Below are 13,396 nucleotides of genomic sequence, written 5' to 3'. Positions count from 1 at the left end.
TATGGGAGTGATCAGGGGGAAAATTCCGGGACTTTTTCCCTAAAAATTAGGTAATTGGCCACCTCAAAACCGGTAAAACCCCACACCCCACACCCCACACCCCACACCCTGCCCCCACCGAAAAACTTTTTCAGCAGACCCGAATTAAGCTTGTTGGTAGAGAGGATCAATTGCGATTAATTTATTAACAGTTTGATAGAATTCCTGCTGATAAAATTCCCGTTGATTGCTGTCGATAGCATTAATTAATTGTTCTTGACAGTAGCGACGATATTCCATTAAACTAATTTTTTCCAGAGCTATAATAGCATTTTTTATCTGTTCTTCTGGCTGAAATATTTCCTGACTGGTATGTTCATTTAAGTGAAATAAAGAATTAAAATCACGATTTTTGTCTGTAGTTATCATCAATAAATGATTCTGTAAAGCTGACATCAAATCTCTTGGTTTAGTAATTTGGGTTTCTAACTCTAGAATTACTTGCCATAACCAACGATAATCAGGGAGATTAAAAATTAAATCTTTTTCATCCAAAAGTTCACAAATGAGCCTCCGATATTCGGGAGAATGGAGATAGATTAGTAATAGTAACCATTCGGCTTTTTCTGAGCCGTTTTTTTCGGATTTATCTAGGATGCTTTTCCTCTTGATTGCCAGAGATTTTCCTTGTGGACGGTGAGCTTCGTCGAACCGAGGTTTATTAACCTGTTTAGAGAGATTTTTTAAAATATAAGGCAAACGAGTGGCATCTTTTTGAGCCAAAATTTCAGCACAATAATCTAGATAAAAAGTGCGTTGGTTGCCATCAATTAACTTTTGTAGTAAACTCACCATACTACTAGACACTTGTTGAAAATGTAGTCCCTGTTTTAAATCTTTATTAACCAACATTTGCGAGATTTGCCAATCAATCCAAAAAGGAGATTTTTCGATTAATTCTCGATAACTATGGGCGGTGAGCTTGTCGAATCCGTGGTCCCCGTCAGCACGAGATTTAAGAAATTCATCGGCATCTTTACCCTCGGGAAGATTGAGGATTTTTAGGTTAACTTGTCCTGAATAAACTAGAGAGTTAATTTCCTCGATCGCTCTTTGTGTCGCTTTAATTCCCGCTTGATCGGCATCGAAGTTAAAGATTATTTGTTTACTTTCACTGTAGCGCAAAAGTAGCTTAATTTGCTCTTGACTTAAAGCTGTTCCTAAACAGGCAACCACATTAGTGATACCCGCAGCATGGAGAGCGATTGCGTCAAAATAACCCTCGACAACTATCGCTAAATCTTGCTGAATAATTGCCTGTTTAGCTCGATCGAGAGCAAAGAGAGTTTTTCCTTTTTCAAATAGAGGGGTATCGGGAGAATTTAGATACTTTGGTTGTTCATTACCTAAACTACGACTACCAAAAGCGATCGCCCGTCCTTGACTATCAAAAATAGGAATCATTAAACGATCTCGAAATTGATCGTAATAACCACTACCATTTTGACGCGCTTTAATTAATCCTGCTTGTTCTACTAAAGCCACAGGATAGCGCTTTTGTTCCACTAAATAACGATAGAGCGTTTCCCAACCTTCTGGAGAATATCCCAGTTGAAAAGTTGCGATAGTTTCTGGGGTTAGTTGTCGTTGTACCTTGAGATAATCTAACGCTTTTTCCCCTTGGGGTTGACTAAGGGCGTGTTGATAAAAACTCACCGCCACGGCCATTATCTCGTATAATTGTTCTTTGAGGGATAATTGCTGTTCTAATTCCTGACGCTGTTCTACTGCTAGAGTTTTAATCGGGATTTGATACCTTCTAGCAAGATCGAAAACCACTTCACTAAAAGATTGTTTCCCCACCTCCATAAAGAATTTAATCCCGTTTCCCCCCGCACCACAGCCAAAACAGTAATACATTTGTTTGGCAGGACTAACCGTAAAACTAGGGGATTTTTCCTCGTGAAAGGGACATAAACCGACGTATTCCCTTCCCCTTTTTTTGAGGACGACTCTCTCCGAAATTAAATCCACAATATCAATTCTTTGTTTAACTTCTTCGATCGTATCTGGATGTAGTCTCGGTGTATCCATAATCAGTTATCAGTTATCAGTTATCAGTTATCAGGAGATTTGCTTTTATTTATTCTCCCCGTCTCCCCAATTCATCATTCATCATTCATCATTCCCACTCCCCTCTCCTTCTCCCCCATCTCCCCACTGCGATGGCTGCATTTTGTCCTCCGAAACCGAAACTAAGACAGAGACAATTGTGCAGGGAAAAATTAACAGCCGATCTAATTAAATTTAATTGAAAAGGCGACTCGCGCACACCCACACAGGGGGGAATTAGCTGATTTTTCAGAGCCATTAAACAAAAAGCCACACCTAATGCCCCCGAAGCCCCTAAAGTGTGTCCTGTTGCGCCTTTTGTCGAGCTTACAGCCACTTGCGAACCAAAAATGCTGGCGATCAGGTTTGCCTCCCGTTCATCGTTTAAACGCGTGCTAGTGCCGTGGGCGTGAATGTAATTAATTTCATCTTTTCTTAATTGACTTCTGTGCAAACATAGTTCTATGGCTTTGGTAGCGCTACGATTATCCACCGCCGGGGCGCTAACATGATCGGCATCGCAGGTAAAACCATAGCCCAAAATTTGCCCGTAGATGGCGGCATTTCTGCTTAAAGCCAGTTCTTCCGATTCAAGGACTAAAATCGCGCCACCTTCCCCCAAAACTAAGCCTTCCCTAGCTCTATCAAAAGGATAACAGCCCGTTTTCGCCAAAGCTCCCATCTGTTCAAATCCCACCAAAGTTAAGGGAGTGATCGGAGTTTCGATCGCCCCGGCTAAAACTCGATCGCATTCTCCCATAGTAATTAATTCTACACCCTGAGCGATCGACCAGATGCCCGTGGCACAGGCCGCCATCGGTGCTAAGACTGGGGCGCTGGTTTCTATCAATCTAGCGGTCAATACCGAGGCGCGATCGGGTAAACTATCTAACCAGTTTTCTACTATTCCCGTCGCTGCCATCCGTTCCCATAAACCCTGACAACCGCGACTAGAACCGATAGTGACAGCACAATCCTTTAAGGGAGGGGTTAACTTCGCGTCTTCAAGGGCAGCAATCAGGGCAATTTTGGTTAAATCCTCTAAAAATGCCGGTTTGTGACCGATTAAACCCAAGGGTAAAGCGGGTAAATCAGAAAAGGGTTGTTGCCTAGTTATACCAGTTTTGCCCTTTAGTAATCTTTGCCAACTCTGACTTAAATTTCCCAGAGAACTGATCAACCCAATTCCCGTCACCACAACATTCATTTATCAGTTATCAGTTATCAGTTATCAGGTATCAGTTATCAGTTATCAGTTATCAGTTATCAGTTATCGGAATATTAAATGATTGGGGGGGGGGACGGCGAAGATTAAATTATCGAAAAAATCGGGTCTAAAACCTCGCCTTAAGGCGAAAAGTTTTTGGAGCGGGGCATAAATCCCCGTTACAAAAACGGACTCCTGCCCCCTGCCTCCGTTAACGTCGTGCGAACCCACCCTAACCGATCGCTATTTTTTCAGATTTTCTGCACCGGAAATAACTTTGGCCGAGTCAATTTTATCCCCTTGTTTAATCGTATCGATCACTTCCATTCCCTTAGTGACATAACCAAAAACGGCATAATCACCATCGAGGAAATTGATATCCGACAGAGCAAAATAAAACTGAGAAGAAGCGGAATTAGGTTGTTGAGAACGGGCCATCGCGATCGCACCGCGTTTATGGGGTAAAGCGACGATGGGAGTGCGGGCCGTGGCCTGTTGACCGATTGCTTTCCCATAAATCGGCTCTTTTTCGTCTTTGAGGAGAATTTCCAGGGGAACATAACGGGATTGCTTGGTTTCTGGATCGACAAAACCACCAGTTCCGCGACCTTGGGGATCACCACCTTGGGCGACAAAAGGCTGCGGTTCTGTAACCACGCGATGGAAAGTTAAACCATTATAAAAACCTCTCTCCACCAGATCCACAAAATTACCGGCAGTAACTGGGGCCGCATTGCCATCAATTTCGATCGTTACCGGTTTACCTTTGATGATCATCTCGACGACGGCAGTTCCATCTAAGCGGGGTTTGTAATTATCCATGTTGACACTGCCCGAACTGGCAGGTTGAGAGGTTTGGGTGATACTAGAATTATCGGGGGTGGAGTTAGCTTCTGGGGAAGAACAGCCGAAAAGTGTGGTCGTTGTGATTAAAAAAACACAAACCACAGACAGCCAGCCAGATTTTCTTATCTTCATCATTTTATAGCCAAAAAGAGCGAAAAAAGGCCTACAATCCCTCTAGAGGAATTTCCAGAAAACGAGCGAGTTCCGCTCCTTGATTTTCCAATTCCGAGAGGGACATGGGATCACCGACGCGAGTTAAAGGAATATCGCGACGCTGTTTAATCCGTAGGAATAGTTCCCGTTTCGGGTTGAGTCCTTCTCGCACTTCGGCCCGCACAGCTTGCGCATCTTCCAGGGGCCAATCGAGATCAATGCGACGATTTTTGCCGGGGTAGCCCCAACGAAAGATTTTAACTTTGCCGGTTTCCTTATTAAACTCGTTGTAACCACCTCCGACATTCCAGAGGAGAGATAACCAGAGATAGATGGCTAAAAGCGTCCCCGCAGTGCCATAAAAGAGGAGGGCGACCCCTTGGGGAATGAATTGTAAGGCACTGGTATCGCTAACGAGAAGTAGATTGACCTTAAAATAACTGGAAAGACCGGCGAGGAGAAACCCTAGACCGCCAATAGAGACGATTACAGCCCAAAAATAGTTACTAGGGCGACGCGCTCCCACTACTTCTTGCCGTAGGATCAGGCTATCTTTACTTGTTGTTTGCGCTTTCATGAATTCTTTTTAAGGTTGCCTAGAGTTATTTTACCAGCTTTTTTCTCGCCACTTCCCCAACCCCGACCCAGGGATGCAGCCGTTGATTTTTCTGGGTGTACCCATGTTTATCATAATATTTACTTATAGGTGAGTGGGGGAAGTTTAGGGGAAAATTCCCTAATCGTAATTCTCCTCGGCAACAATCATGCGTTAGATTTATTCGGGGTTTCCTTAATTTGTACCCAGTAAAGGCACATTCAGATACAGCACGGGTTATGGTCTTTTGTCAAGGGGGAAGTCCAATAATTAAATCTCTACTGTCAAGGGGGAAGTCCAATAATTAAATCTCTACCTTTTAAAATACAAATCGACTATTAGAAGTAAATCCGTAGTCAATTACTCATAACTTCGGTGTCTGATTGTAACCTTTAAGGTGTTTGTCCAAAGACCATATATAGACGCGGCGGCTTGGATTTTGATCACAAATTTTCTGCCAATCATGAATGATAGAAAGGTCTCCCAGTCCCCTACCTCGCATCGCTTCATCAGGAAACTCTTTTAACCATCCTTGCAGGTCTTCTTTCTTTAGAAAATTAATAGGGGTGAAGGGAGATTTTCCTTCAAGAGCTTGTGTTACCTGATTTACAAATTTTTCTGCACAAATACGTCGCTGATTGCCATCTACCTTTTTGGCCTTGGCAATATGATTGCCAGTTTCCAGAATGGTCGCCATTGGCAAAAAAAGAGATTCCCTAGCTTTAATTTTCTCTTCTAATTTTTGAAGTATTAACTCAGATTGACTCGCTTTGTGGGGGACATTAAGTATCTCTAAAAAGATCGAAGTATCGATCAGACAAATAGCTCCCATCAGGCTACTTCTCCCTGTTTTAATTGCTCTAACCAACTTAGCGCGTTTTGTTGACGTTGTTCTGCTGTGGACTTATCCTTTAAGAACTTATCTAATACTTGTTTAGTCATCAACTGACCAAGAGTTCCCTGCACAATTAATTCGGGGAAACGCTCTAAATCAGCTAATCGGACAATACGACTATCTCCTGCTTGCGGATCTCGGTAACAACAAAGTACATTTCCAATATCACTATCGGGTACTGCATCTAGTAACGCCGGGTTATGGGAGGTGATCAGTACCCTCAGTTTTCTTTCTAAGGCGATCTCCCGAATTTGCTTAACTAAATTATCTGCACGACTGGGATGAACACCGTTATCGATCTCTTCAATAATTACGAAAGTTCCAGGATTTACACTTAGTAGAGTTGCAGCAATCGCTAAAACTCTCAGAGTACCATCAGACAACAAAGGAGCATCTATCTGATGTTCTTTGTTCCCAAAAGACTCTATTAGTTTCACCATAACATCCTTGCGGTCTGTAATGATAAAGCGAATATCGGTAATATCCTGTTCTGGTAATGAACGAATGAAGTCAAGCAACTTGTTTTTTTGAGTCTCTCCCTGCTGACAAACTGCGTAAAGAACACTAGAAAGGTTAGAGCCATCTTCTTTAATATCATCATCTTTAGCGTAAGCATAATCCCGCATTACTGCTGGACGAGGATCAAGAAAGACGATATTCCTCAAGGTTTCTCGAATTACTTTAGTAACTGCTGGAATAATTTTTTGTGATTTAGTATGACTTTGCTGGAACCGACTGGGAGTTTCCAATTGATAAAAAATGGCTTGTCGGTTAGAACAAGGTATATGAGGCTTATTTTTACCTGTCTTAAAATTGTTATACATCACCCTAATTTCATCGGTGTGCGGGTTAGGATCGCCATCAATTTTGTAAAGTGTTAATTCCTGATCTTTACTAGCTTTACTGACACTTTCTCCGATTATAATAAGTTGGTCTGATAATAGCCCAATTTCAATCTCGAAATCAGTCCAACCGTCAGGAGCGTTATCAATGTGTACTCCCAAGGTAAAACATTGTTTTTCTGCACCGAAAAGATCGATCGCTTGTCCACGAGCAATTGCATTCCCGCTTTGAATGTTGCGTTCAATGTCATCTAACCTGCTGCCTTTCGCTAACCACGAAAGTAAGCGAATTGCTTCTAGTGCATTACTTTTACCTGACGCATTAGCACCAATTAAAAAGGTGATGGGTGCTAGAGACAAGGTTGCCTCCTGATAGCTTTTGAAATTCCGAAGAGTCAGCGATGTTAACATACTTTTCACCCATTAAATCTTGACTGGTGCAGTTTGAGCATTTGTACTAAAAGTTCCAATACCAGCGCAGCTTATAGACTCTAACAAGTACCGAAAACTAGCACCCATAACCTTGAAAACTCAAACTGTAGGGCAGGGCATATCCGAACAGTATAATCTAAGCTTGGGGAAATAAGGTCGCTATTTTATTGGCATTAGGGCGGAACCCTTACCCTTACTGCAGGTCGCTTCTCAGAAAAAATTGAAAAGACGCTACTGGGTACATTTTCCCCTTGAAAATGGCTGTACCGTTGACTGTATCTAGAGTAGAGCGATTCTGTGGAGTTGGCTGTATGGTGATCGCTAACCTTATGATCACAGATGATGTCATTAATCTCTAGAGTAAGCGATTCCCTCTGTAGCCATGTTTTTGCTGGTTTTCTGCCCCGAAACAAGCTATAATGGTCGAAAGGTCAAATTGGAAGATTTTTGCCGCAAACCCTATCTGCGTAAAGACTTCAGGATTTTGTGTTCAGTAGCTCATTGGTATTATATGGCTTTAACTCAGGCTCTGTAAGACTTTTAGCCATAGCTAGTATTTTTGTACGGGTAAAGTCCAGAGCTAAATGGTTGCCTTTTTTAACTTTTTTATTGATCTCATTAAGCATTTCTACTTATTGCAAGGGTGAGATGCTCCCTTATGAAATATGAAACTAGAGGCAAAGTCAAAATTAATAATCGTCTTAATTCCAATGAAATTAAAAGATATTGTCAACAAAGTCAAAATAGATTCTAGAAAATTAACCCAATATGCTCTCAATTTAGACAATCCAAAAGGATTAAATAAAGCCATCATGTTTCAACGCCACTTAGGATATACTCAAGATAATTATGAGCCACTTCTACAACAAATCGCTAACAAATCCCTTGAAGCAAAAGCTGTTTATCAAAGTACAGATCGACATGGCAAACGCTATCAAGTTGACCTAGAAATTACAGGAATTGAACCAGGTCAACAAGAAATAGTGAGGACTGGATGGATTGTTGAGCCTGATAGTGATACAGCTAAATTAGTAACTTTATATGTGAGAAAAAAACCATGATTAAACCAGAATTATTTGACCTTGTGGAATTATTAGTTGACTTGCCTGAACATAACTTAATAATGGGAGAAAAAGGGACAATTGTTGAAGACTACAATGATGGTTGTTACGAAATTGAATTTAGTAATGATCTAGGGGAAACTATAGCCCTTTGTTCTCTCCCAATGCAGCAATTTATTGTCATCTGGAAAGCTCAGAACAAAACTTGGTTATCTTTAACAGAAAAGCTAACAGCTTTAATCGATAAATTACCCAAAGAAAAGCAACAAAAAGTTTTAGATTTCACCCGCTCTTTGTATCAATAAAATCGGAAAAATAGGCTATTCCAGAATTGTTATGCAAATAATTAACTTAAAATAAAAGCTAAAATTCATATAGGGAAGGACTTACGGCACAAACAGGTTAAGGCCACAAAGATAGACAATAGAGTTAAGATTTGATATAATCGCCAAAAACGAGATTATTTTACTTATGATAGTTGATAAATTTTTGAACCTAAAAGGAACCTCTATTCAAGGCTATCGACACCTAGAAAATATCGGTATAGTTTGACGAATCGAATCAAAAAATAAAAAAGCAACGGCTCGAAGGCGTTAGATTTATTTGGGGTTTCCTTAATTTGTACCCAGTAAAACCCCATTCAGATACAGCACGGGTTATGGTCTTTTGTCAAGGGGTAATACCAAATTTCTAAATCCATGACAGACATCCACGCTCGAATGCTTGCCAAGCCTGCATTCGTTGTGACGCAAATAAAGAAAAATGGTATAAGTCCAGTAATAGTTATAATTCCTATGTTGATGTTAACTTAGCACCCCACAGACAAGGTGCGTTACATTTTATTAAAGCACCAGGTAATAGCGGCGTGCTGCTACGCAGTGCCTTGGAAATCTCACTATCGTTCAACACTTCTCATCCATCATCCATCTTCTCTTTGCTGCCTCACGAGCTAAGTCGAACTTAATCTTGAACTTATTATTCTCCAGAATTTCCTGAATTGATCTAAGCTCATGATCCCCTAAATGGTCTGCTAAATAAGCTTCTATCAAAACCTCCACCAGTTGAGTAATAGTATCTTTCGGCATTTGAAGGTATTGCCGAATATAATTTATTGCCTTTCTATCATCGGTCAGCACTTTGCCACCGATACGTCTGGCAACAACAAAACAGGACAGTTCTGCATCACTCGCACGTTTTGATTGAGGGACGTTTGACATCTCAACTAAATCCTCGATCTCTAGAGGAAATGTTGTAATTTCACCATAATCAATTAGTTTTTTGTAATAATTTAAACTATCAGAATGTCCCTGCTCAAATTCTAATTGAACATACACTGTAGTAATCACAGAGTATCCAAGCAATTTAAGAAGATGAAAGCGATTAATGTACATGAAGTGAATAATCGCACAAGTATCGATAGATACTACGCCCATCATTGACTACTGACCTCCAAAAACGTTAGAAGTTCATTTAGAAGCTGATAACCATCTTCCAAAGGTAGCAGTAGCATATCTAGGAGCTTATGGTGAGTAATCTCTCCTCTTCTATATGCCTCTGTACACAAATCAATGAAATGCCAAGACAAACCTTGACGTATAATTTGTGCAGATTTACTTTGCATACCTGAAGATAGCGTCGGTGGAGTCTCAGGATCAAATTTCTCGTCATGTTTAATGACCAAACGTTTTTCTTGTATTAGTTGATCTTGTAAAGCTTCATTGAGCCATGTAAGATCAGATAAACGGATAATTATCACTTGAGAACTGACTCGAAATCGTTCAGCAATTCGCCGAATGAGACTAACCCAAGCTTCGTAGCTTTCTACAGGCGAATAATCCAGCTCAATTCTTTGTTTTGGAACTAGAAAGCTGCCTGCAAAACTATTGGCTCTCCACTCAAGTTTAGACCGATCATTTGAAGATTTTAAGTATGTAACTTCCTGCCCTTCAGAAGAGTCAAATAAAGCATGACAGTACTCATGAGCGGCAGAAAAATTTTGTCGGTATAAATCATCAAGATAGTTGATGAGAATACAGTGACCAGCGACCGGATGGTTAATATATAGTCCGGATATATTTTTATCTTCTAATTGACGTTTGAATATATGAATGCCTTGATTTCTGATTAACTCAAATATATTTTCTACTGGCTGTTGCCCTAAACCCAAACGTTCTCTCTCCAAAGAAGCTGCTTCTTCACCTTGTCTTTTGAAGTAGCTATGATTAAACGGATATTGTGCGTAATTAGGAATTTTTGTAGGCTGACGCTGAAATACTTCCCTTTCTAGGAAATCTTCGTACTCACAAAGCCGAACAAATTCCTGAATAGCAATGCGATCGCTTTTGGAAAGGGCAGCGTTGCGACGAAATATTTCTTGAACTTGGGACTCTGCTGATGGGTAGTCGCCTGTAACTAAGTACCTGAAGTCACGGCGGTACATCACAGATAACAACACCAACTGGTCGCCAGTAATTCTATTCCTGCCTTCTTCAATATCTAGATATTCCTGCAAACTTATTTGAAGACGCAATGCCGACTCTTGCGGAGTAATTGAAAGACTTTCTCGCGCATCCTTGAGCTTTCTGCCTAAAACTACATAATCAAATGCCATCGCTAATGAGAAAAACAGGAATCCAGTCCCATTATATTGGGAGCATTTCATTTATGCAAGTGAGTAATTATATAGTCATTTCAATTAAAGGTGAGATGCTCCCCTATTTCTAGCTCGGATTCACTCTTGCTAAAAATTCTACCAGACAAATAGAAAAAAAGGGAGGTCTAAGAACCCCCCTCAATAGTTAATAATTAGATGACAGCCAAATTAGTAGCGGCCGGCGTTGGGTTTATGAACAATAAAGCTCATGGTTTGACATTGTTTGATGTTGTCAAAAGCGATAACGCGGATGTAGCAATCAGAATACTCGGTGCGGCACTCGCGAACTTCATTAAGAACTTCTTGGGGGCCAGAAACAGAGAATAAAGGCAGTTTCCACATCGTCCAATGATAATCCGCGGGTTTGGGATCTTTTTCAAATTCCACAGCAGGAATATAACCCTGATCGATCATGTATTGAATTTGTTTAGCAATTTGTTGATCGGTGAGGGGGGGCAAGTAGGAAAGAGTTTCGTAACGCTTCTCTTTAGGTAAAGTTTTCATGGGTTTCTTGATTCCTTATGGGTTGGGTAGATCATCAACATCGAGATTTAATTCCGATGTCTCTGGTTGACTTATAGCAGTACGGGTGAGACGTTCCAAAAGTTGCCGACGATGTTCGGTATTGTCATTAATAATTGCCGTTTTTACCATCTCTGGCAAGAACTCTAAAACCTGTTCGGCTAAATGTTCTCTTACCGTCATGATCCGCAAAACTAACTCTTTATTCTCAGTCATTAACCCCGCAATATAGGCCTCGCCATCCTGAATGGAATGGCTAGAAGTATAGTGACTCAGCCAAATAGCCAAAGTCGGATTAGTTTCTGACAATTGATCGATAATCGTGCGAACCGCTTGGTAAGTTAGGTAACTTTGTAAGACTTTCGCGGTATCTTGAACAACTTTTTTCGGATACATTTTATACAGTTTTCAGTTATTGGCTAGACAGTTATCAGTGTTGAAATTCTAGCGACTGCTTGCCGATTTTGGGCAAGTCCCCAGCATTATTTTGCACCGATAACTGCTAACAACCTTCTGAAGGGCTGTATTAGAGGGTATCCATAGCCTCGAACTCGAATTTGATTTCTTTCCAGAGTTCGCAAGCGGCAGCCAGTTCAGGACTCCAACGGCAAGCTTCCCGGATAACGTCGTTACCTTCGCGGGCCAAGGAGCGTCCTTCGTTACGAGCTTGGATACAAGCTTCCAGAGCCACACGGTTAGCGGTGGCACCCGGTGCGTTACCCCAGGGGTGGCCGAGGGTTCCACCACCGAACTGTAAGCAGGAATCGTCACCGAAGATTTCCACCAGCGCGGGCATATGCCAAACGTGGATACCACCAGAAGCAACCGGCATTACCCCGGGTAAGGAGGCGTAGTCTTGGGTGAAGAAAATACCACGAGCGCGATCTTCTTCTACATAGTCTTCACGCATCAGGTCAACAAAACCCATCGTGATCCCGCGTTCACCTTCGAGTTTACCGACAACGGTTCCCGAGTGCAGGTGATCACCACCAGAGAGACGTAAGCACTTAGCTAAAACGCGGAAGTGGATACCATGATTTTTCTGACGGTCGATAACCGCGTGCATTGCCCGGTGAATGTGGAGCAGTAACCCTTTGTCGCGGCAGAATTTCGCCAGGGTGGTGTTAGCGGTGAAACCACCAGTGAGGTAGTCGTGCATGATGATGGGGGTTTTGATTTCGGCAGCGAATTCAGCCCGTTGCATCATCTGCTCGCAGGTAGGAGCAGTTACGTTGAGGTAATGTCCTTTAACTTCGTTGGTTTCTGCTTGGGATTTAACGATCGCCTCTTGGACAAAGAGGAAACGATCGCGCCAACGCATGAAGGGTTGAGAGTTAATATTTTCGTCGTCTTTGGTGAAGTCTAAACCACCGCGGAGACATTCATAAACGGCACGACCGTAGTTTTTAGCGGAAAGGCCGAGTTTGGGTTTGATGGTGCAACCGAGTAGGGGGCGACCGTATTTGTTTAATTTGTCCCGTTCAACGGTGATACCGTGGGGAGGACCTTGGAAGGTTTTGATTAAAGCGACGGGGAAACGGATATCTTCTAACCGGAGACCGCGTAGAGCTTTGAAACCGAAAACGTTACCAACGATCGAGGTGAGGATGTTGGTGACGGAACCTTCTTCAAATAGATCTAAAGGATAGGCAACGAAACAGAAGAACTGGTTATCTTCGTTGGGTACGGGTTCGATATCATAACAACGACCTTTATAGCGATCGAGGTCGGTTAAGTTATCGGTCCAAACGGTGGTCCAGGTACCTGTGGAAGATTCCGCCGCTACTGCCGCACCTGCTTCTTCAGGAGGAACTCCGGGTTGGGGTGTTACCCGGAAGCAAGCTAGTAGATCGGTATCTTTGGGGGTGTAGTCGGGGGTGTAGTAGGTCAGGCGGTAGTCTTTTACGCCGGCCTGGAAACCTTTGGATTTGGCTTGCACCATTGGGATTATTCCTCCATAAACTGCATGATTAGTCGCACCTGTAAAATCTCGCCGTCAACCGACATAGATTTTTCTTAAGCTCCTGTCCCCTGCTGCTAGGAGCGAAGTTAGGGAGCAATTTTCACTAATGTTTTTTTCAACTGATCATCTTAACACG

At 42.0% G+C, this 13,396-nt stretch carries 13 protein-coding genes; 2 read left to right on the top strand and 11 right to left on the bottom strand.

Going from position 1 to position 13,396, the window contains the following annotated elements:
* Positions 1-144: 144 nt before the first annotated feature.
* The 6 genes from dnaG to IM496_RS01370 all read right to left on the bottom strand — a co-directional run bounded on the left by dnaG (position 145) and on the right by IM496_RS01370 (position 7,040).
* Positions 145-2,073: a DNA primase gene (dnaG, locus tag IM496_RS01395; RefSeq protein WP_287661012.1), complete on the bottom strand. Its 1,929-nt coding sequence runs from the start codon at positions 2,071-2,073 to the stop codon at positions 145-147.
* A gap of 88 nt (positions 2,074-2,161) precedes the next feature.
* Positions 2,162-3,298: a beta-ketoacyl-ACP synthase gene (locus IM496_RS01390; RefSeq protein ID WP_194015103.1), complete on the bottom strand. Its 1,137-nt coding sequence runs from the start codon at positions 3,296-3,298 to the stop codon at positions 2,162-2,164.
* Between the two features lie 243 nt (positions 3,299-3,541).
* On the bottom strand, positions 3,542-4,279 hold the full coding sequence (locus tag IM496_RS01385; protein ID WP_041804228.1) for a peptidylprolyl isomerase: 738 nt from the start codon (positions 4,277-4,279) through the stop codon (positions 3,542-3,544).
* Positions 4,280-4,307: 28 nt separating this feature from the next.
* Positions 4,308-4,874 (bottom strand): photosystem I assembly protein Ycf4, encoded by a 567-nt coding sequence (locus tag IM496_RS01380; protein WP_104395423.1) that lies wholly within the window; start codon positions 4,872-4,874, stop codon positions 4,308-4,310.
* A 382-nt stretch (positions 4,875-5,256) separates the two neighbouring features.
* Entirely contained in the window at positions 5,257-5,724 is a 468-nt protein-coding gene (locus IM496_RS01375; protein ID WP_353737614.1) for a hypothetical protein, read from the bottom strand.
* A complete protein-coding gene (locus IM496_RS01370) occupies positions 5,724-7,040 on the bottom strand; it encodes an AAA family ATPase (protein WP_287661010.1) in 1,317 nt (438 codons plus the stop codon). The genes IM496_RS01375 and IM496_RS01370 overlap by 1 nt, the downstream gene beginning before the upstream one ends.
* 731 nt (positions 7,041-7,771) lie before the next feature.
* On the opposite strand from IM496_RS01370, the gene IM496_RS01365 reads away from it, so the two are divergent.
* Both IM496_RS01365 and IM496_RS01360 read left to right on the top strand, forming a co-directional pair.
* Positions 7,772-8,122 (top strand): DUF6883 domain-containing protein, encoded by a 351-nt coding sequence (locus IM496_RS01365; RefSeq protein ID WP_104395420.1) that lies wholly within the window; start codon positions 7,772-7,774, stop codon positions 8,120-8,122.
* Positions 8,119-8,427: a DUF4926 domain-containing protein gene (locus IM496_RS01360; RefSeq protein ID WP_002759315.1), complete on the top strand. Its 309-nt coding sequence runs from the start codon at positions 8,119-8,121 to the stop codon at positions 8,425-8,427. Before IM496_RS01365 ends, IM496_RS01360 begins: the two co-directional genes overlap by 4 nt.
* A gap of 597 nt (positions 8,428-9,024) precedes the next feature.
* On the opposite strand, the gene IM496_RS01355 is transcribed toward IM496_RS01360, so the two are convergent.
* From IM496_RS01355 to IM496_RS01335, 5 genes are all read right to left on the bottom strand, one after another.
* Positions 9,025-9,558 carry a PIN domain-containing protein gene (locus IM496_RS01355; RefSeq protein WP_002777280.1) on the bottom strand — a complete coding sequence of 178 codons (534 nt, stop codon included), beginning with the start codon at positions 9,556-9,558 and terminating at the stop codon, positions 9,025-9,027.
* Positions 9,555-10,733 carry a helix-turn-helix domain-containing protein gene (locus IM496_RS01350; RefSeq protein ID WP_287661009.1) on the bottom strand — a complete coding sequence of 393 codons (1,179 nt, stop codon included), beginning with the start codon at positions 10,731-10,733 and terminating at the stop codon, positions 9,555-9,557. Before IM496_RS01350 ends, IM496_RS01355 begins: the two co-directional genes overlap by 4 nt.
* Before the next feature lie 210 nt (positions 10,734-10,943).
* Positions 10,944-11,279: a ribulose bisphosphate carboxylase small subunit gene (locus tag IM496_RS01345; protein WP_002741682.1), complete on the bottom strand. Its 336-nt coding sequence runs from the start codon at positions 11,277-11,279 to the stop codon at positions 10,944-10,946.
* 15 nt (positions 11,280-11,294) lie between these two features.
* Positions 11,295-11,693, bottom strand: coding sequence for a RuBisCO chaperone RbcX (gene rcbX, locus IM496_RS01340; RefSeq protein WP_002777283.1), 399 nt, complete (start codon positions 11,691-11,693; stop codon positions 11,295-11,297).
* Positions 11,694-11,823: 130 nt separating this feature from the next.
* Complete coding sequence (locus IM496_RS01335; protein WP_002753365.1) at positions 11,824-13,239, bottom strand: form I ribulose bisphosphate carboxylase large subunit; 1,416 nt, start codon at positions 13,237-13,239, stop codon at positions 11,824-11,826.
* Positions 13,240-13,396: the final 157 nt, after the last annotated feature.

The sequence above is a fragment of the Microcystis sp. M049S2 genome (genome assembly GCF_020245625.1).
Classification (GTDB): Bacteria; Cyanobacteriota; Cyanobacteriia; order Cyanobacteriales; family Microcystaceae; genus Microcystis; species Microcystis ichthyoblabe_A.
The sequence above is the reverse complement of the archived record's forward strand: the minus strand, read 5'-3'. Positions and strand labels throughout refer to the sequence as shown.

Bases quoted from the DNA above. Each gene is read 5' to 3' on its own strand.
- dnaG (WP_287661012.1), bottom strand. From the start codon at position 2,073: ATGGATACACCGAGACTACATCCAGATACGATCGAAGAAGTTAAACAA.
- IM496_RS01390 (WP_194015103.1), bottom strand. From the start codon at position 3,298: ATGAATGTTGTGGTGACGGGAATTGGGTTGATCAGTTCTCTGGGAAAT.
- IM496_RS01385 (WP_041804228.1), bottom strand. From the start codon at position 4,279: ATGATGAAGATAAGAAAATCTGGCTGGCTGTCTGTGGTTTGTGTTTTT.
- IM496_RS01380 (WP_104395423.1), bottom strand. From the start codon at position 4,874: ATGAAAGCGCAAACAACAAGTAAAGATAGCCTGATCCTACGGCAAGAA.
- IM496_RS01375 (WP_353737614.1), bottom strand. From the start codon at position 5,724: ATGGGAGCTATTTGTCTGATCGATACTTCGATCTTTTTAGAGATACTT.
- IM496_RS01370 (WP_287661010.1), bottom strand. From the start codon at position 7,040: ATGTTAACATCGCTGACTCTTCGGAATTTCAAAAGCTATCAGGAGGCA.
- IM496_RS01365 (WP_104395420.1), top strand. From the start codon at position 7,772: ATGAAATTAAAAGATATTGTCAACAAAGTCAAAATAGATTCTAGAAAA.
- IM496_RS01360 (WP_002759315.1), top strand. From the start codon at position 8,119: ATGATTAAACCAGAATTATTTGACCTTGTGGAATTATTAGTTGACTTG.
- IM496_RS01355 (WP_002777280.1), bottom strand. From the start codon at position 9,558: ATGATGGGCGTAGTATCTATCGATACTTGTGCGATTATTCACTTCATG.
- IM496_RS01350 (WP_287661009.1), bottom strand. From the start codon at position 10,733: ATGGCATTTGATTATGTAGTTTTAGGCAGAAAGCTCAAGGATGCGCGA.
- IM496_RS01345 (WP_002741682.1), bottom strand. From the start codon at position 11,279: ATGAAAACTTTACCTAAAGAGAAGCGTTACGAAACTCTTTCCTACTTG.
- rcbX (WP_002777283.1), bottom strand. From the start codon at position 11,693: ATGTATCCGAAAAAAGTTGTTCAAGATACCGCGAAAGTCTTACAAAGT.
- IM496_RS01335 (WP_002753365.1), bottom strand. From the start codon at position 13,239: ATGGTGCAAGCCAAATCCAAAGGTTTCCAGGCCGGCGTAAAAGACTAC.